26 protein-coding genes are annotated in these 25,318 nt (G+C 72.0%); 18 read left to right on the top strand and 8 right to left on the bottom strand.

Annotation, left to right across the window (positions count from 1 at the left end):
* Window positions 1–100 precede the first annotated feature (100 nt).
* The gene (coaA, locus tag QQK26_RS07020; RefSeq protein ID WP_284231506.1) at window positions 101–1,051 is read right to left on the bottom strand and encodes a type I pantothenate kinase; all 951 of its coding nucleotides are present in this window, start codon (window positions 1,049–1,051) and stop codon (window positions 101–103) included.
* A gap of 152 nt (window positions 1,052–1,203) precedes the next feature.
* Between coaA and glmS the strand changes: the two genes are divergently transcribed.
* Genes glmS through tsaE form a run of 4 tightly spaced genes read left to right on the top strand, consistent with a single transcriptional unit; the run spans window position 1,204 to window position 5,055 of the window.
* A complete protein-coding gene (glmS, locus tag QQK26_RS07015) occupies window positions 1,204–3,060 on the top strand; it encodes a glutamine--fructose-6-phosphate transaminase (isomerizing) (protein WP_431307991.1) in 1,857 nt (618 codons plus the stop codon).
* Window positions 3,057–3,434, top strand: coding sequence for a holo-ACP synthase (locus tag QQK26_RS07010; protein ID WP_284231505.1), 378 nt, complete (start codon window positions 3,057–3,059; stop codon window positions 3,432–3,434). The genes glmS and QQK26_RS07010 overlap by 4 nt, the downstream gene beginning before the upstream one ends.
* Entirely contained in the window at window positions 3,431–4,540 is a 1,110-nt protein-coding gene (gene alr, locus QQK26_RS07005) for an alanine racemase (RefSeq protein ID WP_284231504.1), read from the top strand. The genes QQK26_RS07010 and alr overlap by 4 nt, the downstream gene beginning before the upstream one ends.
* Window positions 4,537–5,055: a tRNA (adenosine(37)-N6)-threonylcarbamoyltransferase complex ATPase subunit type 1 TsaE gene (gene tsaE, locus QQK26_RS07000; RefSeq protein ID WP_284231503.1), complete on the top strand. Its 519-nt coding sequence runs from the start codon at window positions 4,537–4,539 to the stop codon at window positions 5,053–5,055. The genes alr and tsaE overlap by 4 nt, the downstream gene beginning before the upstream one ends.
* Here the strand turns inward: tsaE and QQK26_RS06995 are convergent.
* Window positions 5,024–5,590, bottom strand: a complete 567-nt coding sequence (locus QQK26_RS06995) for a hypothetical protein (protein WP_284231502.1) — start codon at window positions 5,588–5,590, stop codon at window positions 5,024–5,026. The genes tsaE and QQK26_RS06995 overlap by 32 nt on opposite strands.
* 98 nt (window positions 5,591–5,688) lie before the next feature.
* Between QQK26_RS06995 and tsaB the strand changes: the two genes are divergently transcribed.
* The 5 genes from tsaB to QQK26_RS06970 all read left to right on the top strand — a co-directional run bounded on the left by tsaB (window position 5,689) and on the right by QQK26_RS06970 (window position 8,972).
* Complete coding sequence (gene tsaB / locus QQK26_RS06990) at window positions 5,689–6,312, top strand: tRNA (adenosine(37)-N6)-threonylcarbamoyltransferase complex dimerization subunit type 1 TsaB (protein WP_284231501.1); 624 nt, start codon at window positions 5,689–5,691, stop codon at window positions 6,310–6,312.
* Window positions 6,309–6,806 (top strand): ribosomal protein S18-alanine N-acetyltransferase, encoded by a 498-nt coding sequence (rimI, locus tag QQK26_RS06985; RefSeq protein WP_284231500.1) that lies wholly within the window; start codon window positions 6,309–6,311, stop codon window positions 6,804–6,806. The genes tsaB and rimI overlap by 4 nt, the downstream gene beginning before the upstream one ends.
* The gene (gene tsaD, locus QQK26_RS06980) at window positions 6,803–7,867 is read left to right on the top strand and encodes a tRNA (adenosine(37)-N6)-threonylcarbamoyltransferase complex transferase subunit TsaD (protein WP_284231499.1); all 1,065 of its coding nucleotides are present in this window, start codon (window positions 6,803–6,805) and stop codon (window positions 7,865–7,867) included. Before rimI ends, tsaD begins: the two co-directional genes overlap by 4 nt.
* A gap of 75 nt (window positions 7,868–7,942) precedes the next feature.
* A complete protein-coding gene (locus QQK26_RS06975) occupies window positions 7,943–8,398 on the top strand; it encodes a DUF4190 domain-containing protein (protein WP_284231498.1) in 456 nt (151 codons plus the stop codon).
* Between the two features lie 100 nt (window positions 8,399–8,498).
* Entirely contained in the window at window positions 8,499–8,972 is a 474-nt protein-coding gene (locus QQK26_RS06970) for a DUF4190 domain-containing protein (RefSeq protein WP_284231497.1), read from the top strand.
* An 87-nt stretch (window positions 8,973–9,059) separates the two neighbouring features.
* Here QQK26_RS06970 and QQK26_RS16210 read toward each other — a convergent pair whose 3' ends face one another.
* Window positions 9,060–9,716, bottom strand: a complete 657-nt coding sequence (locus QQK26_RS16210; protein ID WP_348519999.1) for a THUMP-like domain-containing protein — start codon at window positions 9,714–9,716, stop codon at window positions 9,060–9,062.
* The gene (locus QQK26_RS16205; protein WP_348519998.1) at window positions 9,623–10,255 is read right to left on the bottom strand and encodes a DUF8688 domain-containing protein; all 633 of its coding nucleotides are present in this window, start codon (window positions 10,253–10,255) and stop codon (window positions 9,623–9,625) included. Before QQK26_RS16205 ends, QQK26_RS16210 begins: the two co-directional genes overlap by 94 nt.
* A gap of 134 nt (window positions 10,256–10,389) precedes the next feature.
* On the opposite strand from QQK26_RS16205, the gene groES reads away from it, so the two are divergent.
* From groES to QQK26_RS06950, 3 genes are all read left to right on the top strand, one after another.
* Window positions 10,390–10,686, top strand: a complete 297-nt coding sequence (gene groES / locus QQK26_RS06960) for a co-chaperone GroES (RefSeq protein WP_284231496.1) — start codon at window positions 10,390–10,392, stop codon at window positions 10,684–10,686.
* A 173-nt stretch (window positions 10,687–10,859) separates the two neighbouring features.
* Entirely contained in the window at window positions 10,860–12,131 is a 1,272-nt protein-coding gene (locus QQK26_RS06955; RefSeq protein WP_284231495.1) for an ABC transporter substrate-binding protein, read from the top strand.
* Between the two features lie 123 nt (window positions 12,132–12,254).
* On the top strand, window positions 12,255–13,550 hold the full coding sequence (locus QQK26_RS06950) for an ABC transporter substrate-binding protein (RefSeq protein WP_284231494.1): 1,296 nt from the start codon (window positions 12,255–12,257) through the stop codon (window positions 13,548–13,550).
* 857 nt (window positions 13,551–14,407) lie between these two features.
* Here QQK26_RS06950 and QQK26_RS06945 read toward each other — a convergent pair.
* The 4 genes from QQK26_RS06945 to QQK26_RS06930 are packed head-to-tail and all read right to left on the bottom strand — an operon-like array spanning window position 14,408 to window position 18,416.
* Window positions 14,408–15,196, bottom strand: coding sequence for an ABC transporter ATP-binding protein (locus QQK26_RS06945; protein ID WP_284231493.1), 789 nt, complete (start codon window positions 15,194–15,196; stop codon window positions 14,408–14,410).
* Complete coding sequence (locus QQK26_RS06940) at window positions 15,189–16,103, bottom strand: ABC transporter ATP-binding protein (protein WP_284231492.1); 915 nt, start codon at window positions 16,101–16,103, stop codon at window positions 15,189–15,191. Before QQK26_RS06940 ends, QQK26_RS06945 begins: the two co-directional genes overlap by 8 nt.
* A complete protein-coding gene (locus QQK26_RS06935) occupies window positions 16,096–17,076 on the bottom strand; it encodes a branched-chain amino acid ABC transporter permease (protein ID WP_284231491.1) in 981 nt (326 codons plus the stop codon). The genes QQK26_RS06940 and QQK26_RS06935 overlap by 8 nt, the downstream gene beginning before the upstream one ends.
* An 8-nt stretch (window positions 17,077–17,084) precedes the next feature.
* Window positions 17,085–18,416: a branched-chain amino acid ABC transporter permease gene (locus QQK26_RS06930; RefSeq protein ID WP_284231490.1), complete on the bottom strand. Its 1,332-nt coding sequence runs from the start codon at window positions 18,414–18,416 to the stop codon at window positions 17,085–17,087.
* A 314-nt stretch (window positions 18,417–18,730) separates the two neighbouring features.
* Between QQK26_RS06930 and guaB the strand changes: the two genes are divergently transcribed.
* From guaB to QQK26_RS06900, 6 genes are all read left to right on the top strand, one after another.
* A complete protein-coding gene (gene guaB, locus QQK26_RS06925) occupies window positions 18,731–20,236 on the top strand; it encodes an IMP dehydrogenase (RefSeq protein WP_284231489.1) in 1,506 nt (501 codons plus the stop codon).
* Between the two features lie 1,102 nt (window positions 20,237–21,338).
* A complete protein-coding gene (locus QQK26_RS06920) occupies window positions 21,339–22,460 on the top strand; it encodes a GuaB3 family IMP dehydrogenase-related protein (protein WP_284231488.1) in 1,122 nt (373 codons plus the stop codon).
* A 103-nt stretch (window positions 22,461–22,563) separates the two neighbouring features.
* Window positions 22,564–23,100 carry a cation:proton antiporter regulatory subunit gene (locus QQK26_RS06915; protein WP_284231487.1) on the top strand — a complete coding sequence of 179 codons (537 nt, stop codon included), beginning with the start codon at window positions 22,564–22,566 and terminating at the stop codon, window positions 23,098–23,100.
* Window positions 23,081–24,484 (top strand): cation:proton antiporter, encoded by a 1,404-nt coding sequence (locus tag QQK26_RS06910; protein ID WP_284231486.1) that lies wholly within the window; start codon window positions 23,081–23,083, stop codon window positions 24,482–24,484. The genes QQK26_RS06915 and QQK26_RS06910 overlap by 20 nt, the downstream gene beginning before the upstream one ends.
* Window positions 24,484–25,008, top strand: a complete 525-nt coding sequence (locus QQK26_RS06905; RefSeq protein ID WP_284231485.1) for an SURF1 family cytochrome oxidase biogenesis protein — start codon at window positions 24,484–24,486, stop codon at window positions 25,006–25,008. Before QQK26_RS06910 ends, QQK26_RS06905 begins: the two co-directional genes overlap by 1 nt.
* Window positions 25,009–25,022: 14 nt before the next feature.
* Window positions 25,023–25,313 (top strand): hypothetical protein, encoded by a 291-nt coding sequence (locus tag QQK26_RS06900; RefSeq protein WP_284231484.1) that lies wholly within the window; start codon window positions 25,023–25,025, stop codon window positions 25,311–25,313.
* Window positions 25,314–25,318: the final 5 nt, after the last annotated feature.

The following is a 25,318-nucleotide window of genomic DNA, read 5'->3' as shown; positions in this document are numbered from 1 at the left end:
CATCGCGACGGCCGCTGCCGCACCCGCTCGTCCCGCGCATTCGTCCCACTGGCCGCGCCGGGGCCGTCGGCACGAGGGCGACCGGCCCGTCCCCGATGCATCAGAGCTTGCGCAGCAGCACCGAGTCCACGCCGTGATCGCCGCCCTTGCGCAGCACGAGCTTGGCCCGTGAACGCGTGGGCAGGATGTTCTGCACCAGGTTCGGCTCGTTGATCGCGCTCCAGATGGACGCGGCACGCTCGCGGGCCTCGCGCTCGTCGAGCGCCGCGTAGCGGTGGAAGTACGAGTCGGGGTTCGCGAAGGCACCGCGCTGCAGCGAGAGGAAGCGCTCCTCGTACCAGTGCGCGATGTCCGAGGTGCGGGCATCCACGTAGACGGAGAAATCGAACAGGTCGCTCAACGCCATGCCGCCGGCGGAGCCCGCGGCCTGCAGCACGTTCAGCCCCTCCACGATCAGCACGTCGGGCCGGCGCACGACGACCTCGGCATCCGGGACGATGTCGTAGCTGAGGTGCGAGTAGAAGGGGGCGCGCACCTCCTCCGCGCCGCCCTTGATGCGGCTGACGAAGCGCAGCAGCGCGCGGCGGTCGTAGGACTCGGGGAAGCCCTTGCGGTGCATGAGGCCGCGTCGCTCGAGCTCGGCGTTCGGCAGCAGGAACCCGTCGGTCGTCACCAGCTCGACGCGGGGCGTGTCGTCCCAGCGCGCCAGCAGCTCGCGCAGCAGGCGGGCGATGGTCGACTTGCCGACCGCGACGCTGCCGGCGACGCCGATCACGAACGGCGTCGACCGGGCGCGCTCGCCCAGGAAGGCGCTCGTGGAGCGGTGCAGGTCGCGGGTGCCGGCCACGTAGAGGTTCAGCAGGCGGCTGAGCGGTACGTAGACGTCCTGCACCTCCTGCAGATCGAGCGTGTCGCCGAGCCCGCGCAGCTGCACGAGCTCCGTCTCGGTGAGCGGACGCGCGGTGCCGGGTGCGAGCGCCGCCCAGTCGTCGCGGGCGATCTCGACGAACGGGGATGCGCTGGCCGTCCGGCCCCCTGCGGTCTCGCTCACCCGCCGATCGTACCCGCTGGGCTGTGTCGGCCCCGCGCCGCAGCCTCCGCCGCGCAGTGCTCCCGCACTCCGCGCAGCTGCCGCGAGCGGTGCGATCTCCGTGGCGGCGGGGTGGGCCGGACGCGCAGGCGCGCGCCCCTAGGATCGTCCTCATGTGCGGAATCGTGGGATACGTCGGTGATCGTGGCAGCCTCGACGTGCTGCTCGGCGGACTCGGTCGGCTGGAGTACCGCGGCTACGACTCCGCGGGTGTGGCCGTCATCGATGCCGAGGGCGACCTGTCGACGCGCAAGCGCGCCGGACGCCTCTCGGTGCTCGCGGACGACCTGATCGCGCATCCGCTCGCCGACGGCGCCACCGGCATCGGGCACACTCGCTGGGCGACGCACGGCGGCCCGACGGACGGCAACGCCCACCCGCATCTGGGCGACGACGGCAAGCTGGCCCTCATCCACAACGGCATCATCGAGAACTTCGCCGAGCTCAAGGCGGAGCTGCTGGCGCAGGGCGACGACTTCACCAGCGAGACCGACACCGAGGTGGCGGCGCTGCTGGTCGGCCGCGCGTACCGCGAGACCGGCGACCTCACCGAGGCGCTGCGCCGCGTCGTCGCCCGCCTCGAGGGCGCCTTCACCCTGCTGGCCGTGCACCGCGAGCAGCCCGGCGTGGTCGTCGGCGCGCGCCGCAACTCGCCGCTGGTGATCGGCCTCGGCGACGGCGAGAACTTCCTCGGCTCCGACGTCGCCGCCTTCGTCGAGCACACCCGCCGCTTCGTGGCGATCGGGCAGGACCAGATCGTGACGATCCGACCCGACGCCGTCGAGATCACCGACTTCGACGGCAACGCGGTCGAGGGCGAGGAGTCCGAGGTGTCCTGGGACGCCTCGGCCGCCGAGAAGGGCGGCTGGTCCAGCTTCATGGCGAAGGAGATCAGCGAGGAGCCGGAGGCGGTGCGCAACACCCTCATGGGCCGCGCGCACGAGGGTCGCGTCACCCTGCCGGAGCTCGACGGCATCGCCGACGTCCTCGCGGGCATCGACCGCATCGTCGTGCTCGGCGCCGGCACCGCGAGCTACTCGGGCCTGCTCGGCAAGTACGCGCTCGAGGAGTGGGCGCGCATCCCCGTCGAGGTCGAGCTGGCGCACGAGTTCCACTACCGCGCCCCCGTCGTGAACGAGCGCACCCTCATCGTCTCGATCAGCCAGTCCGGCGAGACCATGGACACCCTCCTCGCCGTGCGCGAGGCCGCCCGCCTCGGCGCGAAGACGCTCTCGATCTGCAACACGCAGGGCGCGACGATCGCCCGCGAGTCCGACGCCGTGATCTACACCCACGCCGGCCCCGAGGTCGCCGTCGCGAGCACGAAGGCCTTCGTCGCCCAGGCGGTGGCGCTCTACCTGCTGGGTCTCTGGTTCGCCCAGCTGCGCGGCACCGTCGCCGACGACCGCATCGCCGAGACGCTCGACGACCTCGGCCGGCTGCCCGAGCAGTTCCAGGAGGTGCTGGGCGTCGAGGAGCAGGTCGCGACTCTGGCCCGCTGGATGAGCGACACCCGCGCCGTGCTCTTCCTCGGCCGCAACGTCGGCTACCCGGTCGCGCTCGAGGGGGCGCTCAAGCTCAAGGAGCTGGCGTACATCCACGCCGAGGGCTTCGCGGCCGGCGAGCTCAAGCACGGTCCGATCGCGCTCATCGAGCCCGGTCAGCCCGTGTTTGTCGTGGTGCCGAGCCCCGCGGGGCGGCGAAGCTGCACTCCAAGGTCGTCTCGAACATCCAGGAGATCCGCGCCCGTGGCGCGCGCGTCATCGCGATCGCCGAGAAGGGCGACGCCGCCGTGCTGCCCTACGCCGACGAGGTCATCCCGATCCCGCTGGTCAGCCCGTTCCTCGAGCCCCTGCTGGCGGTCGCCCCGCTGCAGATGTTCGCCCTCGAGCTGGCGAGCGCGAAGGGCCTCGACGTCGACAAGCCGCGCAACCTCGCCAAGTCCGTCACGGTCGAGTAGACGCTCATGATCGTCGGCGTCGGGGTCGACCTCGTCGACCTGCAGCGCTTCGAGCGCACCGTGGCGAGGACGCCGCGGCTGCTGCCGCGCCTGTTCACGGCGGGGGAGCGGATGCTCGCCGACGGTCGAGAGCGCCCGGTGCGCTCGCTCGCAGCCCGCTTCGCGGCGAAGGAGGCGCTGGTCAAGGCCCTCGGCGAGGCGACCCTCGGCGCGTGGAGCGAGATCGAAGTGGTGTCGGATGCGCACGGCAAGCCGTCCTTCCGGCTGCACGGCGCGATCGCGGCGGCGGCGGCGAAACGCGGGGCGGACGCCCTCCACCTCTCCCTGAGCCACGACGGCGGCCTCGCGATGGCCTACGTCGTCGCCGAGCGGAGCGCGGTGTGAGCCTGCAGCCCGGTCGCGAGGCCCGCATCGACCTCGACGCCATCGAGCACAACACTCGCCTGCTGCGCGAGCGTGTCGGCACGGCGCACGCGATGGCGGTCGTCAAGGCCGACGGCTACGGCCACGGCGCGGTCGAGACCGCCCGGGCCGCGCTGCGCGGCGGCGCCGACCACCTCGGCGTGGTCGACCTCGTCGAGGCGCTCGCGCTGCGCGCCGCGGGTGTCACCGCGCCCGTCCTCGCCTGGATCCACGATCCGCAGCCGGACTTCACGGCCGCCGCGGCCGCCGACGTCGAGCTCGGCCTGGGCACCGCGGCCATGCTCGAGGCCGCGGCCTCCGCAGGGGTGCCGAGCGTGCAGCTCAAGCTCGACACCGGTCTCGGGCGCAACGGGGTGGCCGAAGCGGAGTGGCCCGCGCTGTTCGCGCGCGCCGCCGCGATCGAGCGGTCCGGCGGCCCGCGCATCCGCGGCCTCTTCAGCCACCTCGCCGGGGCCGGCGAGCACGAGGACCGCGCGCAGCTGGCCGCCTTCGAGCGCGCGCTCGGTCTGGCCGAGGAGGCCGGCCTGCGGCCCGAGCTGCGGCACCTCGCGGCCACCGCGGGCGCGCTGTTCCTGCCCGAGGCGCGCCTCGACCTGGTGCGCCTCGGCATCGGCCTGTACGGGCACTCGCCCGTCGCCGGCATCACCGGAGCGGAGCTGGGCCTGCGCCCGGCGATGCGGCTCAGCGCGCCGGTCGTGGCCGTCAAACGGGTGCCGGCGGGCCACGGCGTCAGCTACGGCTTCACCCATCGCACGTCCCGTGAGAGCACGCTCGCACTGGTCCCGCTGGGCTACGCCGACGGCGTGCCGCGGCAGGCGTCGGGCAGCGGGCCGGTGCGCGTCGGCGGCCGGACCTTCCCGGTCGCGGGGCGCATCGCGATGGACCAGCTGGTGCTGGACGTGGGCGACCACCCCGTCGCGGTCGGCGACATCGCCGTGCTCTTCGGCGACCCCGCGGGCGGCGAGCCGGGTGCGAGGGACTGGGCGGATGCGGCCGGCACCATCGACTACGAGATCGTCACGCGCATCGGGCCGCGCGTGCCGCGCCGCTACGAGGGAGGGGCATGAACCGCATCGAGATCGAGGTCGCGACCCCCGAGGCGATGACCGCACTCGGCGAGCGCATCGGCGCGCACCTGCGCGCCGGCGACCTGCTGGCGCTGAACGGCGAGCTGGGCGCCGGCAAGACCACCTTCACCCGAGGCGTCGGCGCGGCACTCGGCGTGCGCGGTGCGGTGACGAGCCCCACCTTCGTGCTGGCGCGCACGCATCCGAGCGAGGTCGGCGGCGCGCCGCTCGTGCACGTGGACGCCTACCGGCTCGCCAGCGCCCTCGAACTCGACGACCTCGACATCGACTACCCGGCCTCCGTGGTGGTCGTCGAATGGGCCGCGGGCATGCTCGACGGGGTGAGCGACTCCTGGCTCGAGCTCGAGATCCGCCGTCCGGTCGGCGCGGAGACGCCGCTCGCCGAGGGGGAGGAGCCCGTCGAACCCCGCATCGTGACCCTCACGGGCCACGGCCCTCGCTGGGCGCAGCTGCCGCAGGTCGCTACCGGCAGCGACCGCCCAGTTCCTCGATAGCGGTGACGAACTCCGCGCCGGACGCCCCGACCTTGTCCGCCCCCTGACGCAGGGCGGTGTTCGCGACCCCCATCGCCTCGAGACCGGCCTGCACGACCGCAGGATCGGCTTCGGCGGACTCCATCTGCGCGAGTGCGAGATCGACCGCGAGACGGGCTGCGCGAATCTCGGCGGCACCCTCGTCGATGCCGACAGCTGCAGCGGCGAGCCGTTCCACGGACGCTTGGACCTCGGCGTTCCCGAGCTCGGCCGCCTCGGTGCGCAGCACCTCGAGCAACGGTGTCAGCTCGGCCGTCGGGTCCTCGGGATCCTCGTCCCGGTCGACCGCGTCGAGGACCGAGCTCATGTGGATGCTCGTCGCCTCTGCCGCTCCGAGGATCGCCTCGCACCCGCCGGGGCTCGGGCTCGCCGAGGGCGTCGACGACGTGGGTGTCGGTGATGTCCTCGCCTCGGTCTGCTCGGCCGGCGCCGAGCACGCGGTGAGCACCGCGAGGGCGATGGCGACGACGACGCCCCCGATCGGTCTGCGAACCATGACATCCCCCTGCCGCTTCGTTCTGCGGATAGCCTACGGCGGCTCGCGAGCGGACGCACCGGGAAGGGGCACGTGCCGCGAACGTCTAGAATCGTGAGGTGCTGCTCGCTCTCGACACCTCCGCCGGCAGCAGCGCCGCCATCGTCGATCCGGGCGGCGCTGTGCGTGCCGAGCGCACCCTTCGCGACAGCCGCCGGCACGCCGAGGCGATCGGCGACCTGCTGCGCGAGGTGCTGACGGATGCGGGCCTGCGACCCTCGCACATCACGGGCGTGGCCATCGGCGTCGGTCCCGGTCCGTTCACCGGCCTGCGGGTCGGCATCGCCGCCGGCCGCGTCTTCGCGCTCGGTGCCGGCGCCCGGCTGCTGCCCGTCGTCAGCCACGACGCGCTCGCCCTCGAATGGCACGAGCGGCACGACGGCCCCCTCACCGTGACGACGGATGCGCGTCGCAGGGAGCGCTACCGCTCCGAGTACGCGGGCCTCGACGCGGACGGCCTGCCCATCCGCTCGTCCGGTCCCGTGCTGGTGCCGCTCGCCGAGCTGGCGGACGACGATGCGCGCTGGGACGCCGAGTGGGTCTCCGCGGCCTTCGTCGGGCGCTGGGCCGCGCGGGCGCTCGCCGCCGGGCGCGACCTGCCCGCCGCCGACGCCCTCTACCTGCGCTCGCCGGACGTCACCGTGAGCGCCGCGAACTCCGGCGCGCGCCCGGTCGGACGATGAGCGTCGCCCTCCGCACGGCGAGCGTGGCCGACCTGGATGCGATCATGGCGCTCGAGGAGCGCCTCTTCGTCTCCGACGCCTGGTCGCGCGAGACGATGCGTCTCGAGCTGGCGAGCCCGCACGGGCACTACCTCGCCGCCGTCGACGAGGCCGATGCGCTGCTCGGCTACGCGGGCGCTGCGCTGCCCGTCGGCGGCGACTTCGGCGAGATCCAGACCATCGGCGTCGACGAGGCCGCACGCGGGCGCGGGCTCGGTCGCACCCTCATGGAGGCGCTGCTCGCCCGGGCCCGGGAGCGCGGCGTCCCGCGGATGCTGCTCGAGGTGCGCGCCGACAACCCGGTCGCGCAGTCGCTCTACGCGAGCCTCGGCTTCGAGATTATCGCCGTGCGCCCGCGGTATTACCAGCCCGACGACGTCGACGCGCTCGTGCAGGAGCTCGTGCTGTCGCCGCCGCGCCCCGCCCCCGCGATCGGCCAGGAGGTCCTCGGATGACGAAGCCCGCCAACCCCGAACCGCTCATCCTCGGCATCGAGACGAGCTGCGACGAGACCGGCGTCGGCATCGTGCGCGGCCAGACGCTGCTGTCCAACGTCATCGCCTCCTCGATGGAGGAGCACGCCCGCTACGGCGGGGTCGTGCCCGAGGTCGCCGCGCGGGCGCACCTCGAGGCCATCACGCCGACGATCGAGGCGGCGCTCGCGGAGGCCGGCGTCGGCTTCGACGATCTCGACGGCATCGCCGTGACCGCCGGTCCGGGCCTCGCCGGCGCCCTCATGGTCGGCGTCGGCGCGGCGAAGGCGCTGGCCCTCAGCCGCGAGCTGCCGCTCTACGCGGTCAACCACCTGGTCGGGCACGTCGGCGCCGACGTGCTGCGGGAGGACGACACCGAGCTCGAGCTGCCCACGGTGGCTCTGCTGGTCTCGGGCGGCCACACCTCGCTGCTGCTCGTGCGCGACCTCGTCGACGACGTCGAGCTGCTCGGCGAGACCATCGACGACGCGGCGGGGGAGGCCTTCGACAAGGTCGCCCGGTTGCTGGGCCTACCCTATCCGGGCGGCCCGCACATCGACCGCATCGCGGCGCAGGGCGATCCGGGGGCCATCCGCTTCCCCCGCGGGCTCAGCCTGCCGAAGGACATGGCCGCGCACCGCTACGACTTCTCGTTCTCCGGGCTCAAGACGGCCGTCGCCCGCTGGGTGGAGCAGTGCCGCGCCGAGGGCCGCGAGGTGCCGGTGGCGGATGTGGCCGCGAGCTTCCGCGAGGCCGTCGCCGACGTGCTCGTCACGAAGGCGATCAACGCGTGCCGCGATCTCGGCGTGCCGCGCCTGCTGCTCGGCGGCGGTGTCGTCGCCAACGCCCGCGTCCGCGAGCTGGCCCGGGAACGGGCGGATGCGGCAGGTGTCGCCCTGCGCATCCCGCCGCTGTCGCTCTGCACCGACAACGGCGCCATGATCGCCGCCCTCGGCGCCCAGCTGGTCATGGCCGGGCGGGCACCCTCCGAGCTCGGCTTCGGGGCGGATTCGACGCTGCCGGTCACCAGCGTCCAGGTCTGACGAGCCACGGGCAGCCCTGCCCGTTGACCGGGGTCGCGCACTGCTGGGAGCATGAGCGTCGAGACGAGGAGCATCATGACGAACCCGTACCAGCCGCCGCAGGGCGAGCAGCCGCAGTACCAGTCGCCGCAGCAGCCGTACCAGCAGCCCGTGCAGCCCTACGCGCCTCCGCCCTATCAGCAGCCCGCCTATGGGCAGCAGCCCGGCTATGGGCAGCAGCCCGGCTACGGCTACCCCGTGGCGCCCCCGACCAACACGCTGGCCATCGTGTCGCTCGTCTCGTCGCTGGCGACGCTCGTGCTCGGCGTCACCGCGATCGCCGGCGTCATTACCGGGCACATGGCGCTCGGCCAGATCAAGCGCACCGGCGAGGGCGGTCGGGGGATGGCGCTGGCCGGCCTCATCATCGGCTACGTCTTCGTCGGCTTCACGGTGCTGGCGATCCTCTTCTTCGTCATCGCCATGGTGCTCGGGCTGGCCGTGCCGTTCCTCGCACTGCTCGGCACGAACGGCGAGCTCGGAACCGCCTGATGTCCGCGCCGGGCCTCCGCTGTGCGCAGGCCCGGCGCGCGTTGACAGCGCTTCCGCACGAGTGGAACGATTGACCCAGTCCAGAACCGAGGAGCGAGTCATGTCCGACCCGAACAACCCGTCCGAGCCGCGACCGGAGCAGAACGCCGCGCCGACCCCGCCGCCCTACAGCCCGCCCGCCGGCGAGGCGCAGAACCCCTACGCCGCTCCCGAGCAGCCGCAGCAGCACGCGGCCCCGCCGGAGAACCCGTACGCGCAGCCGGAGCAGCCCTACGCCTCGGCGCCCGCCTACGGCTACCAGCAGCAGGGTCAGAAGACGAACACGCTCGCGATCGTCTCGCTGATCGCATCGCTCGCCGGCCTCATCACGGGCATCTCGGCGATCGTCGGCATCATCACCGGCCACATCGCGCTCTCGCAGATCAAGAAGACCGGCGAGAACGGCCGCGGGCTCGCGCTCGGCGGTCTCATCACCGGTTACGTGCTGACGGCGCTGACGATCATCGGCATCATCGCCGCCGTGGTCTTCTTCTCCTGGGCTGCCACGCAGCCCGAGTTCACCTACGACTACTGAGCCGCAGCAGACCGATGACGGGCGCCGCCTCCTCCGGGAGCGGCGCCCGTCGCCGTGTGCGCCGGTGGTGCCCCCGAAGCGCCGCTGCTACTCCGTCGCGACGCGCCGCGCGAGCAGCGCCCGGTGCCGCTCCCCGATGCGCGTGACGATGAGGGTGCCCTCCTCCGGGCCCTTGGGCTTCAGCGACGCCCGCAGCCTCGCGGGGTCGACGTCCGCGCCGCGCTTCTTGATCTCGAGCCGGCCGATGCCGCGAGCGCTCAGCGCCTTCGCGATGGCCTTCTCCTGGAACGGCACCTCTTCCAGCACCTCGAACGCCTGCGCGAAGGGGGTCGGGCGCAGCTCGTCGGCGCTGAGGTAGGCGATCCGATCGGCCAGCATGCCGGCGCCCAGCGATCGGGCGAGGTCGCCGATGAGGCGCGCGCGGATGACGGCGCCGTCAGGTTCGTAGAGGTAGCGCCCGAGGCCGACGACGGGCTCGTCCTCGGCGTCCGCCGATCCGGTCAGCTCGGCGCCGGTGCCATCGCGCAGCACGAGCGCCGAGCGGCGCACGCCGTCGCGCGCGAGCGGTCCGAACCAGACGCCGGCCTCGACCACCTCGCCGTCCACCGAGACCCACTGCCACTCGGCCCCATCCGGCAGCAGATCCCGGTCTACACCGGGGCCCAGCTTGACGCCGGTCGGCCGCTCCGCGCCGAACGCGAAGGCGTCGTGCAAGGACGGCGACCAGTCCGCGGGATCGGCCACCCGGGCCGTGTTGCGCGTGCCCGCCGTGCGTCGCGCCGGGTCGAGGTACACGCCCTGGCCGGGGAGAGCGGATGCGCGAGCGCGTCGCCCTGCGTCACCGTCGCGTTCGACCACGGTGCGAGGTTGTAGGCCGCGATGGCGGCGGTCACCTCGTCGCGCTCGACGGCGTGCACGTCGAGGTCCAGGCTCGCGAGCGCGAGCGCATCCGCTCCGATGCCGCAGCCGAGGTCGGCGACCGAGGCGACGCCCGCGTCGCGGAAGCGACCGGCGTGCAGCGCTGCGACCCGCAGGCGGGTGGCCTGCTCGAGACCGGCCTCGGTGAAGAGCATCCGCTCGGCGAAGGGGCCGAATTTGGCGGCGGCCTTGCGGCGTAGCTTGGCCTGGCTGAGCACTGCGGCGACGGTTCCCGCCGCGTGGCCGGCCTTGCGCAGCGCGCCGACGAGCCGCACCACGTCGGTCTGCGACTCGTAGGGCGGCAGTGCGTCGAGCAGCCGCAGTCCGGCCGGCGAGAGCACCTCGAGCAGTTCGTCGCGATCCATCCGACCATCGTCGCATCGCGACACCCACTGGCACTCGCATTGCGTGAGTGCCAGCGCTTCCGTACAGTGGTCGAGGGGTCGTCGCGAGACGTCGCCCAACCCAGTTCTTGATCCCTAGAAAGAAGAGGTCAACCGTGTCGGTCGCCATCAAGCCGCTCGAAGATCGCATCGTCATCAAGCAGGTCGACGCCGAGCAGACCACGGCCTCGGGCCTGGTCCTGCCCGACACCGCCAAGGAGAAGCCCCAGGAGGGCGAGGTCGTGGCCGTCGGCCCCGGCCGCATCGACGACAACGGCAACCGCGTGCCGCTCGACGTCGCCGTCGGCGACCGCGTGCTCTACGCCAAGTACGGCGGCACCGAGATCAAGGTCGGTCTCGACGACTTCCTCGTGCTCTCGGCCCGCGACGTGCTCGCGGTCGTCGTGCGCTGACGCATCCGTCTGCTCGAAGGGCCCGCAGGCTTCCCGCCTGCGGGCCCTTCGTCGTCCCCGGCGGCGGCACCGCGCCCGCACGCTCGTTCTGGGGGTCCGCGGCGCGCCGGGCGGACGAGCGGATGCGCGTTACAGTGACGCAGATCCCGCCCCGCTGAGAGGACCCATCGCGCATGCCGCGTCCGCATCGAATCCTGCGCGCGGCCGTGCCGGCGCTGCTCATCGCCGCACTCGCCGGCTGCTCCGCCGAGGTCGTGCCCGAGCCCGCCGATCGGACGGTGAGCGCGCCCGAGCCGACCGGCGACGGCGTACTCACCATCGGCACCCTGCTGCCGACCAGCGGCGAGGCCGCCGTGCTCGGACCCGCGATGGTCGCCGCCGCCGAGCTCGCCGCGCGGGACGTCGACGAGGCCGGTGGCGTCGGCGGCGCTCCCATCGAGCTCGTCCACCGCGACAGCGGCGATGCGGCCGGCGACCAGCTCGAGACCGCCTTCGGCGAGTTCGTCGAGGACGGCGTCGACGTCGTGATCGGGCCGGCCTCCTCCGTGCTCGTCGAACGGGTGCTGCCCCTCGCCGTCGAGGCCGGTGTCGCCGTCATCACACCGTCGGCGACCGCGCCCGGCCTGGGCGCGCTCGACGACGACGGCCTGCTCGCTCGCACGGTCCCGTCCGCGGGTCTGCAGGGCTCCGCCCTCGCGAAGCGGCTGCTCGTCGAGGACGACGACGCGCGCGTCGCGCTCGTGCGGCAGGACGACGAGCTCGGCCGAGAGCTCGACGAGCGGCTCTCGCTCGACCTCGAGGCGGCCGGCGGTGCGCTCGTGGCCTCGGAACCGCTGGACGACGGCACCGAGGAGCTCGCGGCGGATCTCGCCGGGCGCGAGCCGACCGCGGTCGTGCTCGCCACCGGCGGCGACCAGCTCGAGCGCACCGCTGCCCTCGCGACGGCGCTGCTCGCGCACGGGGTCGACGCGGAGCAGCTGTGGTTCACCGCGGGCAACCTCGCCGACTACGGCCCGCTCGTCGAGCCCGGCGCCCTCGAGGGCGCCCACGGACTGGGCATCGGGGCGCAGCCCGGCGAATCGTTCGTGCAGCGGTTGCGCGAGGTCGACCCCGCCGTGCTCGGCACCGCGTTCGCTGCCGAGACGTACGATGCGGTCCTGCTCGCCGCGCTCGCTGCGGCGATGGCCGGTGACGACGGCGGTGCGTCGATCGCGACGCGGCTCGCGGAGGCCTCCTCCGGCGGCGCGGAGTGCGACTCCGCCGACGCCTGCCTCGAGGCGCTGGCTGACGGGCGGGACATCGACTACGACGGTTTCTCCGGACCGCTCGACCTCGATGCCGCGGGCGAGTCGCAGCGCGGCACGTTCGGGCTGCACGTCTACGACGCCTCCGGCGCTCCTCAGCGCAGCGGACAGTTCGTCTCCGGGAAGGTCTCAGCGCGATAACGATCGATCCGCGTTACACGGGCGTAACGACGGCGTATTGTGACGGGTCCTTTCGCCCCCTAGGTTCAACTCAGCAGCGGGGGCCGGCAGAGCCGCCGCCCTCCCGAAGAATCTAGGAGCACGATGAGCATCTCCATCCACGCCCGCTCCCGCAAGGCGATCGTCACCGGAGCCGCGTTCCTCGCGGCCGGCGCCCTCGTCCTCAGCGGTTGCGCCTCCTCCGGCGACGCGCCCGCTCCGGAGGAGTCCAAGGAACCGGTCGTCCCCGGCGACGGCACCACCGCCGACGGCATGCTGCGCGTCGGCACGGTCCTCCCCATCACCGGAAGCCTCGCCTTCCTCGGCCCGCCCGAGTTCGCCGGCGTCGACCTCGCCGAGCAGGAGATCAACGAGTACTTCGCCACGCTGACCGAGGCGCCGTTCGAGGTCTCGGTCGAGCACCGCGACTCCGGCGACGGCGAGACCGACATCGCGACGAACTCGGCCTCCGAGCTGATCGACCTCGACACCGACGTGGTGGTCGGCGCCGCGTCCTCCGGCGTCTCGTTCCAGTTCATCGACCAGCTCATCGCGGCCGGCGTCGTGCAGATCTCGCCGGCGAACACCTCGCCCGACTTCACGACCTACGAGGACGGCGACTTCTACTGGCGCACCGCGCCCTCCGACGTGATCCAGGGCGACGCGCTCGCCAACCACATCCTGGCCAGCGGCGGCACCACGCTGGGCATCATCTACGTCAACGACGCCTACGGCGAGGGCCTCGCGAAGTACACGAGCGAGCCCTTCGAGGCCGCGGGCGGCACCGTCGCAGCGCAGGTCGCCTACAACCTCAACGAGACCTCGTTCCAGTCGCAGATCGACGAGGTGCTCTCCGCCGGCGTCGACTCGATCGCCATCATCGGCTTCCAGGAGTCGCTGACCATGCTGCCGATCCTGCTCAACAACGAGGGCATCGACCCGTCGAGCGTCTACCTGGTGGACGGCAACCTGTCGAACTTCGGCACGGACATCGACGTGCAGGCCGAGGGCATGTCCGGCACCCTGCCGGGCAACCCCGCCGCGGGCGACTTCCGCGACCGCCTCCTGGCCGTCGACCCCGAGCTGCAGGACTTCAGCTACGCGGCGGAGTCCTACGACGCCGTCATCCTGTCGGCCCTCGCGGCCATGCAGGGCGGCGACGACGCCTCGGTCACCATCCGCGACAACCTGCAGTCGGTCTCCGAGGGCGGCACCAAGTGCGCCACCTTCGCCGAGTGCGCCGCGCTGCTCGAGGCCGGCACGGACATCGACTACGACGGCGCCTCCGGCCCGATCGAGTTCGACGAGAACGGCGACCCGACGCGCGCGATGGTCGGCATCTACCGCTACGGCGCCGACAACACCTACACGCTCGAGACCACGGTCGAGGGCTCGCTCTAAGCAGCGATCAGCGGTACCGGGACGGGGTCCCGCCTTCGGGCGGGGCCCCGTTCGCCGTGCCGTGACGGCTCACGCGTGGCCCGGGTGCACCTCGTTCCTGCGCTCCGCGCCCCGCATCGGGCGGTCTGCCACCCCCTCCCCAGACCCGTCGGCCAGCTCGCGCGCTGTACGAAACGGAGGAGATGCCGAACGCTGACGATGCGTTCAGGCGCAGGAGGCCTGCAACCGCGGGCTGTCGCAGGATCGCTGCCACGTGACCTCCTCCGTTTCGAACGGGACCGGTGACGAGGCCGGAGTGCCCAGCGAAGCGGACCCGACGCGAGGTGCCAATCCTCGCTCCGTTGCAGCGCGTGTCCGTCGTCCGCCCCGCCGCCGTGCCGCCGTGCCGTTCCGCTGCCGTGCCGCCCCGCTGCCGTGCTGCCGTGCCGCCTCGCTGCCGTGCCGCCCCGCTGCCCCGCCTCCGCCCCGCCGCTGCCGCAGCGCTACCGCCGCATCCTGCCGACACCCCACCCCCCCCCGGCAACTGCCGCCGATGCGCGGGAGCCGTCCCGCTGCGGGGTGTTCGACCGGTCAGCGGTGTGCGGAACGGAGGAGTTTCCATGCCGTGCGGATGCGCTGGCCTGTGCGATCCTCGCGTCCACGGGGTCGCGCCCGGTCGGCGGCGCCGGATCTCCTCCGAATCGAACGAGATGACGCCGGGCGGGCTTGCGCGGAGCATCGGGTCGCTGAGCCCGACGGGCAGCTCGCCCGGAGCGGACTGTCGTGCATCCGCCCGGGACGACGGAGGGCTGCCACGCGCTGCAGGACGACGGAGGGCCGCCCCGCGCTGCGGGACGGCCCTCCGGCTGCGGACGTCGTCAGTCGAGCTCGGGACGCTTCGCCGCCGCGCGCTCCGCGTCGACGTCCTTCGCCAGCGTGCCGAGGTACAACTCGGTGACCTTGGGGTCGTCGAGCAGCTCCCGACCGGTGCCCGTGTAGGCGTCACGGCCCTGGTCGAGCACGTAGCCGCGGTCGCAGATCTGCAGGCAGCGGCGCGCGTTCTGCTCCACCATCAGCACGGAGACGCCCGCGCGATTGATCTGGGCGATCCGCAGGAAGGTCTCGTCCTGGCGCACGGGGGAGAGGCCGGCGCTCGGCTCGTCGAGCAGCAGCACCGACGGGTCCATCATCAGCGCGCGGCTCATCGCCACCATCTGGCGCTCGCCGCCCGAGAGCGAGCCGGCGCGCTGCGCGCGGCGCTTGGCGAGCTCGGGGAACAGCTGCACGACGAAGTCGAAGCGCTCCTCGAAGGCCTTCGGCCGCTGGAAGAGCCCCATCTCGAGGTTCTCCTGGATGGTGAGCGTCGGGAACACGTTGTTGTTCTGCGGCACCATGCCGACACCCTTGGTGACGAGCTTGTCGGCCTTCAGCGAGGTGATCTCCTCGCCCTGCAGGTAGACGCCACCCCCGCGGATGCCCACCTGGCCGAAGATCGCCTTCAGCAGGGTCGACTTGCCGGCGCCGTTCGGGCCGATGATGCCGATGAGCTCGCCCTCGTGCACATCGATCGACGCGCCGTTCAGGATGTTCACGCCGGGCAGGTAACCCGCCACGAGCTCGTCGGTGCGCAGCACCACCTTGGTGGGCGCGGCGGTGGACTCAGTCATCGGCGAGGCTCGCTTCCTTGGCTTCGACGCGGCGCGCGCGCTCGGTGACGCTCTTCTGCTCGATCATGTCGCCGAGGTCGGTGTCGTGGTGGGCGCCGAGGTAGGCGTCGATCACGGCGGGGTCGTCCATGACGGTCTCCGGCGGACCCTCCGCGACGACCTTGCCCTCCGCCATCACGATCACCCAGTCGGAGATGTGCCGCACCATGTGCATGTCGTGCTCCACGAAGAGCACCGAGGTGCCGTCGTTCTTGAGCTCCTTGATGTGCCCGAGGAGCGACTGCGTCAGCGCCGGGTTGACGCCGGCCATCGGCTCGTCGAGCATGACCAGCTCGGGCTCGCTCATGAGCGCGCGCGCCATCTCGAGTAGCTTGCGCTGGCCACCGGAGAGCGAGGCCGCGTAGTCCTCGCGCTTGGCGTCGAGCTTGAAGCGCCGCAGCAGATCGTCCGCGCGCACCGTGATCTCCTCCTCGCGCGAGCGCCAGAGCGGCTTGAGCAGCGCCGCGAAGAGGTTCTCGCCGGGCTGCTTCGTGGCGCCCAGCAGCATGTTCTGCAGCACCGTCAGCCGCCCGAGCGACTTGGTGAGCTGGAAGGTGCGCACCATGCCGCGGCGGGCGACCTTGAAGGCCGGCACGTTGCCGAGCTTCTGGCCGTTGAAGCTCCAGTCGCCCTCGTTGGGCTTGTCGAAGCCCGTCAGCAGGTTGAAGAAGGTGGTCTTGCCGGCGCCGTTCGGGCCGATCAGCGCCGTGATGCGACCGCGCGGTATCTCGACGTGGTCGACGCTCACCGCCGTGTTGCCGCCGAAGCGGCGCACGACGCCGTCGGCGACGACGATCGGGTCGACCTTCTTGCAGCCGGGGCCGACGGGGCCGTCGACGAGCGGATGCGTGAGGGTGGTCTCAGACATTGAACGACAGCTCCTTCTTGTTGCCGAAGATGCCTTGCGGTCTGAACACGACCAGCAGGATCAACGCGAGGCCGAGCAGCACGAAGCGGATCTGGCCCGCCTGGGTCGTGTCGAGGAAGGTGATGACGTCGGCGCGCACCAGGCCGCCGATGACGCCCTCCGTGAGCACCAGCAGCACCCAGAAGATCATCGAGCCGATGATGGGGCCGAAGACCGTCGCGGCGCCGCCGAGCAGCAGGATCGTCCACGTGAAGAACGTGAGCGTCGTCGCGTAGTTCGTCGGCTGGATGGCCCGGGGCAGGATGAAGATCACACCGGCGAGCGAGCCGAAGACGCCGCCGAGCACGAGGGCCTGCATCTTGTAGGCGTACACGTTCTTGCCGAGGCTGCGCACCGCATCCTCGTCCTCGCGGATGCCCTTGACGACGCGGCCCCAGGGCGACCGCATCAGCAGCCACACGATGACCGTCGCGATGGCGACGAGGCCCCAGCCCCAGAGGAACACCCAGAACTCGGCGCGGGAGTACGTCCACGGGCCGAAGCCGTAGCTGCCGCCCGGCAGCGGGTTGAACGACTGGAAGCTGCGCGCGAAGGCGCTCAGGCCGCTCGCGCCGCCGGTGACGCTCGACAGACCGGTCGTGGAGACGATGTAGCGCACGATCTCGGCCGCCGCGATGGTGACGATGGCGAGGTAGTCCGCGCGGAGCCGCAGCGTCGGGATGCCGAGGATGAGCGCGAACACGACGCTGGCGACGATCGCCGACAGGAACGCGAGCGGGAACGGGAAGTCGAGCGAGAGCGTGGTGATGCCGAAGGCGTAGGCGCCGATGGCCATGAAGCCCGCTTGACCGAAGTTGAGCAGTCCGGCGTAGCCGAAGTGCACACCGATGCCGATCGCCGCGAGCGCGTACGCCGCCGTGGTCGGGCTGAGCGCGACGCCGAGGGCCTGGTTGATGACGAAGAGGAAGTCCATGGTCGCTCCTAGCCGATCCGCTCTCGGCGGCCCAGGATGCCCTGGGGTCGCAGCAGCAGGATGAGGATGAGGATGATGAGCGCGGTGGCGAAGCGGAGGTCCGCGGGCAGCCAGAGCGTCGAGAGCTCGGTCACGAGGCCGATGATGATGGCGCCGACGAGGGCGCCGAAGGCGCTGCCGAGCCCGCCGAGGGTGACCGCGGCGAAGAGGAGCAGCAGGATCTGGAAGCCCATGATCCAGCTGACGCCGCGGAAGACGCCGTAGAGGATGCCCGAGAGGCCGGTCAGCGTCGCGCCCAGCACCCACACGATGCGGATGATGCGGTCGACGTCGATGCCGCTCGCCGCCGCGAGCGCCGCGTTATCGCTCACGGCGCGGGTCGCCTTGCCGATGCGGGTCTTGGTGAGGAAGAGCCCCACGGCGACGAGCACCACCACGCTGATCGCCATGCTGATCAGCGACGAGGCCTGCAGGTTGGCCGGTCCGACCGGCACGACCTGGTTGAAGCCGGTCTGGATGAACTCGGTGCGACCGCCGAAGATCATGAGGAACACGTAGCGCAGCACGATCGAGAGGCCGATCGTCACGATCATGGCCTGCACGAGCCCCACGCGTCTGCGGCGCAGCGGTTTGAAGATCGCCGCGTCGTGGAACCAGCCGAAGGCGGCGCTGGCGACGAGCGTCACGGCGATCGCCGCCCAGATCGACCAGCCGAGGACGGCCGTGAGGAAGAACGAGATCAGGGCGCCGAAGGTCAGCAGCTCGCCGTGTGCGAAGTTGTTGAGCCCGGTGGTGCCGAAGATCAGCGAGATGCCGATGGCGGCGAGCGCGAGCATCAGGCCGAAGTTGATGCCGTAGATGAGGCGGGTCACCACGGTGTCCCATGTCGACGTGCCCTCGATCGTGCTCTCGCCCATCGGGAACAGCACATTGGCGTTCGGCGTGGTGTTGAGGTTCGACGTGCGCGTGATGCTGTCGGGATCGCGCGGCTCGACGCCCTCCGGCAGCGAGTCGACGTCGAGCGTCGAGGTGTAGGAGCCCTGCGCGGGCACATCCACCCGCCACACGCCGTCGGCGTCGGTCGCGACCGTCTCGCTGAAGCCCTCGCCCTCGACGAGGATCTCGGCCCCCTCGACGGGCTCGTCGCCGTTGGCGATGGTTCCGCCCACCGAGAAGCCGGTCGGCGCCGCCGGAGCGGATGCGGATGCGGTGGGCGACGGTTCCGCGGTCGCCGCGGCCACCGGTGCCGCGCCGAGCAGCCCCGCCATGAGGAGCCCCGCGCCGAGCGCGATGAGGGCGTGGAGCGGGGTTCGGCGGGATGGTCGTGAGCGAGTCGTCAAGCTCGGCCTCCGTGGTCGTGCCGGCCGCTTCGCCGGAAACCACCCGGACGCGCGGACCGACCGCTGCTGTGTCGGGTGCACGCTAACCCGGGTTGATTTCCGATGTGTTTCGGGGGGACGTCGATGTCCCCTGGGGCAGCGTGCGACTCAGCATCCAGTACCGCCCCCGGATCTGCAAGCCGCACCGGCGTTCGCGGATCGCACCGGGGAATACGCGCGCGCGGGCGAGCGCTAGCATGGTCAGACCCGACGACGCCCCATCCGGGAACACCTCGGGCACCCCACTCCTCCGACACACCCCAGAGGGCGCATTCATGGATCAGCACGACCCGTTCGGCTTCATCGGACTCACCTACGACGACGTCCTCCTCCTGCCGGGCGAGTCGGACGTGATCCCCAGCGCGGTGGAGACGCGCACGCAGCTCAGCCGCAACGTCGCACTGAACATCCCGCTCGTGTCCGCGGCCATGGACACCGTCACCGAGTCGCGCCTCGCGATCGCCATGGCGCGTCAGGGCGGCATCGGCATCCTGCACCGCAACCTCTCCGTCGAGGCGCAGGCCAGCCATGTCGACCGGGTGAAGCGCTCGGAGGCGGGCATGGTCTCGCATCCGGTCACCACCACGGTCGATGCGACGGTCGCCGAGGTCGACGCGCTGTGCGGCAGGTACCGCGTCTCCGGTCTGCCGGTGGTCGACGCCGACGGCGTGCTCGTCGGCATCATCACGAACCGCGACATGCGCTTCGTCTCGCCCTTCGAGCAGGACACGCTGAAGGTCGGCGACGTCATGACCAAGGCACCGCTCATCACCGCCCCCGTCGGCATCGACCCCGACGACGCGATCGCGATCTTCGCGCAGCACAAGATCGAGAAGCTGCCGCTGGTCGACGCCCAGGGCCGCCTGCGCGGGCTCATCACGGTCAAGGACTTCGACAAGAGCGAGAAGTACCCGCTCGCGGCGAAGGACGCGAACGGCCGCCTGCTCTCCGGTGCCGCGGTCGGCGTCGGCGACGACGCGTGGACCCGTGCGCACACCCTCGTCGACGCCGGCGTCGACGTGCTCATCGTCGACACCGCGCACGGCCACAACGCCAACGTGCTCGACATGATCCGCCGGCTCAAGGCCGATCCGCACTCGCGCGGCGTCGACATCATCGGCGGCAACGTCGCCACCCGGGCGGGTGCGCAGGCCCTCGTCGACGCGGGAGCGGATGCGGTCAAGGTCGGCGTCGGCCCCGGTTCCATCTGCACGACCCGCGTCGTCGCGGGCGTGGGCGTGCCCCAGGTCACCGCGGTCTACGAGGCCTCGCTCGCCGCGCGCCCGGCCGGCGTGCCGGTCATCGCCGACGGCGGCCTGCAGTACTCCGGCGACATCGGCAAGGCGCTCGTCGCCGGTGCCAGCACCGTGATGCTCGGCTCGCTGCTCGCCGGCACCGACGAGTCGCCCGGCGACGTCGTCTTCGTGGGCGGCAAGCAGTTCAAGAACTACCGCGGCATGGGCTCGCTGGGCGCCATGCAGTCGCGCGGACCGCAGCGCTCCTACTCGAAGGACCGCTACTTCCAGGACGACGTGCTGCGCGAGGACAAGCTCGTGCCCGAGGGCATCGAGGGCCAGATCCCCTACCGCGGCTCGGTGCAGACGGTCGTGCACCAGCTCGTCGGCGGCCTGCGCGCCTCGATGGGCTACGTGGGGGCGCCCTCGGTGCCCGAGCTGCAGCAGCGCGGCAGGTTCGTGCGCATCACCGCGGCCGGGCTCAAGGAGTCCCACCCGCACGACGTGCAGATGGTCATGGAGGCCCCGAACTACCGGGGTCGCTGAACCGCATCGAGCGGATCGGAGGCGGTCGCCCATCGGGCGGCCGCCTCCGTCGTCCGCGGCCGCCCTCTGCGCGTGGCCGTCCTCTGCCGCCTCCTGTTGCCGCTGCCTCGCGCTGCCTCGCGCTGCTCGCGCCGCCTGCTGCCGCTGCCGCGCACTGCCGCTGCCGCGCTCATCCGCATCTCTGTCAGCTCGGGACGACGACTTTCACTCCTCCGACCAAATGAAGGAGCTCGTGGTGCTGGAGGGCGCTTCAGTCCTCATATGCGGGTGAACAGGGTGATTTGAGCCGCAGATGCGGGTTCGATCAGTGCGCGGGCGGTGGTATTCCTTCATTCGGCGACGGGGTCGTGCAGCGCAGCGGATGTCATCCAGCGATCGCGGCGTCCGAGAGGCGAGTGCGCCGCGCGGCATGTCCGGGCGGAGGGGTAAGGGTTGCCTCCGCCGAGGCTCCGCGCGCCTCCCGTTCGCAGGCTGATCCCGCTCGCGCTGCTGCCGCCCACATGCTGCTGCCTACACGCTGCTGCCCAAACGCTGTCGCCCACACGCTGCTGCCCATGTGCTGCTGCCCACACGCTGCTCTTGCCCGCGCCCGTCACCCTCTCGCGCGCTGCTGCCCGCGCGCTCCCGGCCGCGCGCTGCCGCTCGCGCGCTCCGCCTGCGCACCGATCGCTGCTCCGCCCCACACATCCGCTCATCCGTCCGCTCGCGCCGCCGTCCCCTCGCCCCTCGTTCGAAATGACGGAGAACCGGAGCGGAACAGGCCGACCTGCCCGCGGATGCGGTTGCACCGGCGCATCGAGGCCGCATCCGCGGAACCGGGCGCCTCTCGGCCGGGGGTGATCCGTCATTCGGGAACGGAGCCGGGTCGGCGGGGCGACTGCGATCGGCCGATCGGGGCGCCCGGCAGGTGAGCGCACCACCGGTGCCTCGGGGCGAGGCGGCAGGAACCCTCCGCGCGCGGCCGATGCGTCCGTCGCGCCAACCCCGCCCCGGCCAGCCCGAAGCCCCCGCCACCGCCAGCCCGCGCTCCCGCCCCGGCCAGCCCGCACCCCAGCCGCACCCCGCCCCGCCGTCTCCCGCCCGCCGCCGCTAGGCTGGTGCGGTGACGGACTTCGAGATCGGCCGGGCCAAGCGCGCGCGACGCGCGTACTCCTTCGACGACATCGCGATCGTGCCCTCGCGGCGCACCCGCGACCCGCAGGACGTCTCGGTCGGGTGGGGCATCGACGCCTACCGCTTCGAGATCCCGATCCTCGCCGCGCCCATGGACTCGGTCGTCTCGCCGGCGACCGCCATCGAGATCGGCCGCCTCGGCGGTCTCGGCGTGCTCGACCTCGAGGGTCTCTGGACCCGCTACGAGAACCCCGAGCCGCTGCTCGAGGAGATCGCGACCCTCTCGCCCGACCAGGCGACGCGTCGCATGCAGCGCATCTACGCCGAGCCGATCAAGCCCGAGCTCGTCACCGCGCGCATCGCCGAGATCCGCGCCGCCGGCGTCACCGTCGCCGGCGCGCTCAGCCCGCAGCGCACCCAGGAGCTCTACGAGACGGTCGTCAGCGCCGGCGTGGACCTCTTCGTGATCCGCGGCACCACCGTCTCGGCCGAGCACGTCTCGAAGACCACCGAGCCGCTCAACCTCAAGCGCTTCATCTACGAGCTCGACGTGCCGGTCATCGTCGGCGGCGCCTCCACCTACACGGCTGCGCTGCACCTCATGCGCACCGGCGCCGCGGGCGTGCTCGTCGGCTTCGGCGGGGGAGCGGCCTCCACTACGCGCGCCGCGCTCGGCATCCACGCGCCCATGGCGACCGCGGTCGCCGACGTCGCCGGCGCGCGCCGCGACTACCTCGACGAGTCGGGCGGCCGGTACGTGCACGTCATCGCGGATGGCGGTCTCGGCACCTCCGGCGACATCGTGAAGGCGATCGCCACCGGAGCGGATGCGGTCATGCTGGGCTCCGCGCTGGCCCGTGCCGACGAGGCACCCGGCCGCGGCTTCCACTGGGGAGCGGAGGCGCATCACGCGGAGCTGCCGCGCGGCCACCGCGTCGAGGTCGGCACGGCGGGATCGCTGTCGCAGATCCTCACCGGCCCGGCCGAGTCGGCCGACGGCACCACCAACCTGGTCGGCGCGCTGCGCCGCTCGATGGCCACGACCGGCTACTCCGACCTCAAGGAGTTCCAGCGGGTCGAGGTCGTCGTCGCGCCCTACCAGGCAGGCTGAGCCGTCCGCTGCCAGCGCACGCCCGCGCATCCGCGCGGGGGCCTGCGCGGATTCGACGCGGCGTAGAATCGACGTCGTCCCCTAGAGCTCGAGGAGCCATCCCATGGCCGACGTGCGACGCGTCAAACTGCCCGGTGTGGGTGTGCTGCACACCTTCAAGACGAGCGACGGCGGCAAGTGCGGCGTGATCACGCACCGCTCGGGGCACAGCGACCTCATCACCTTCGCCGACGACGGGGACGACTCGCACGCCAACAAGGTGTCGCTGCGGCTCACCGAGGACGAGGCGCACACGCTCGCCGAGCTGCTCGGTGGCACCCGCATCACCGAGTCGCTGTCGGGGCTCGATGAGATCCCCGGCCTCGCCATCGACTGGTTCCACGTCGACTACGACCACCACATCGCCGGGCAGCCGCTCGGCAACCTCGCCCAGCGCGGCGTGCCCGGCCTCACGGTCGTGGCGGTCGTTCGCGGCGAGACCACCAGCCCCGCGCCCGCGCAGGACTTCAAGGTCTTCCCCGGTGACACGCTCGTCGTCGCCGGATCACCCGAGAAGGTCGGCAAGGCGTTCCGCTTCTTTCGCACCGGCGAGCTCGTGAAGCCCCCGACCGAGCAGGCCGATGCTCCAGCTGGCGGCTGACGCCGGCGGTCACGGCGACATCGGGGAGCGCCTCGTCACGATCGGGGTGCTGTTCGTCATCGCGTACGGGCTGGGCACGCTGGGCCGGCGCATCGGCCTCCCGGCCATCCCGATCTACATGCTCGTCGGGCTCGTCGCGAGCCCGTTCTTCGGCTGGTTCCCGCTCAGCCTCGACGGCAGCATCATCGAGCTCATCGCCGTCTTCGGCCTGATCCTGCTGCTGTTCAATCTCGGCCTCGAATTCGACCAGGAGGAGTTCTTCGCGAACGCCGGCCGCCTGGTGCTGCTCGGCGGCTCGTACATCGCGGTGAACATGGCCGCGGGTCTGGTCTTCGGTTTCGCGGTCGGCTGGGGCTCCCGCGAGGCGTTGATCATCGCCGGCATGACCGCGACGAGCTCGAGCGCGATCGTCACCAAGCTGCTCATCGAGCTGAACCGGCTCGCGAACCGCGAGACGCCGATGATCCTCGGCATCACCGTGGTCGAGGACATCTTCATCGCCATCTACCTCGCCATCGTCTCGGTCGTGCTCAGCGGCGAGACCGAGCCGTGGCCGGTCATCATGCAGCTCGGGGTGGCGTTCCTCTTCCTCGCGGTGATGTTCAGCCTGGCTCGCTGGGGCGGCCGCATCGTGGGGCGACTCTTCAACACGAAGGACGACGAGCTCTTCACGGTGCTCTTCATCGGTCTCGCGCTCGCCTTCGGCGGCATCGGCGAGATCCTGGGGGTAACGGATGCGATCGGCGCCTTTCTCATCGGCCTCGTCATCGGCGCCACCCGACACCGCGCCAAGGTCGAGCAGCTCGCGATCCCGCTGCGCGACGTGTTCGCCGCCTTCTTCTTCCTGAACTTCGGCCTCTCGCTCAACCCCGCGCTGTTCGGCGGCGTGCTCGTGCCGGTGCTCTGCGCCGTCGCGATGACGATGCTGCTCAACGTGATCGCCGGGCAGATCGTGGCGCGCGTCAGCGGCTTCGGCCTGCAGGCCGGCATCAACACGACCGTGATCCTGCAGAACCGGGGCGAGTTCGCGCTCATCCTGGCGACGCTGTCGCTCACGGCGGGACTGGATGAGCGCATCCAGCCGTTCGCCGGGCTCTACGTGCTCATCATGGCCATCGTTGGCCCCGTCATCGCGGTGAACTCCGAGCGGATCGGGGCCCTGGTGACCCGCCCGTCGCGCAGGCGGCGCGCCGAGGTCGAGCGCCGACGCTCAGAGGAGCCGGCGGCTCCCGCGCCCGACGACGAGCCGTCGGGGGCACGCGGCGGCGGCCTCGACCCCGCGGTGCTCGCCGCGATGAACGACGACCAGCCCGACGCCGCCGAGCAGCCGCAGCCCGATGCTCCGACCGGCCCGCAGCCCCGACCCCGCGATCCCGAGTACTGATGACGAACACCACCACACCGCCCACCCTCTGGAGCGTCGCCCGGCGCCCGAAGTTCCTCGGCCTGCTCGGCATCGTGCTGCTCGTGGCCGGTGTCTTCGCCGGCCTCGCGCAGTGGCAGCTCGACCGCAGCTTCAGCAACGGCGCCGTGGTCGTACGCGACACCGAGACGGTGCGGCCGCTCGTCGAGCTCGACCAGCCGCAGGCCGGCGTGGAGGGGGACGCCATCGGCCACCGGGTGACCGTGCGAGGGCACCTGGTGCCGGGCGACGAGGTCGTGCTCACCCGGCGCGTGCAGGGTGAGGAGCTCGGCGCCTGGGTGGTCGGCCACCTGGCCGTGGAGCAGCCGGACGGGCAGCCCGCCTCGCTCGCCGTCGCGCTCGGCTGGGCGCCGACCGAGCAGCAGGCGCGGGAAGCGGCGGATGCGCTCGACGCCGACACGACCGTGCGCGAGTGGGCCGGTCGGTACTCGCAGGACGAGGGCCCGCAGGAGTCGGACTTCGAGGCGGGGAGCGGCGCGCGCTGAGCACCGGTGAGCTCGTGAACCTCTGGGCCGAGGTCGAGCCGGCGGGCGCCTACGGCGGCTACCTCATCGCGGCAGACGCGCCGGCCGGGCTCGACGCCATCCTGTCGCCCGCCCCGGAGTCGGAGCGCGGCGTCAACCTGCAGAATCTCGCCTACTTCGCGCAGTGGATCTTCTTCGGCCTGTTCGCGTTCTACATCTGGTACCGGATGGTCAAGGACGCCTGGCAGGAGGAGGTCGAGCCGGCGGAGGAGGAGGGCGGCGAGGACGCCGACGCACCGACCGAGACCGCATCCGCCGAGAAGTAAGCTGG

Origin of the sequence: Arenivirga flava (genome assembly GCF_030161575.1) — a bacterium.
GTDB classification, from domain to species: Bacteria; Actinomycetota; Actinomycetes; order Actinomycetales; family Microbacteriaceae; genus Arenivirga; species Arenivirga flava.
The sequence above is the reverse complement of the archived record's forward strand: the minus strand, read 5'-3'. Positions and strand labels throughout refer to the sequence as shown.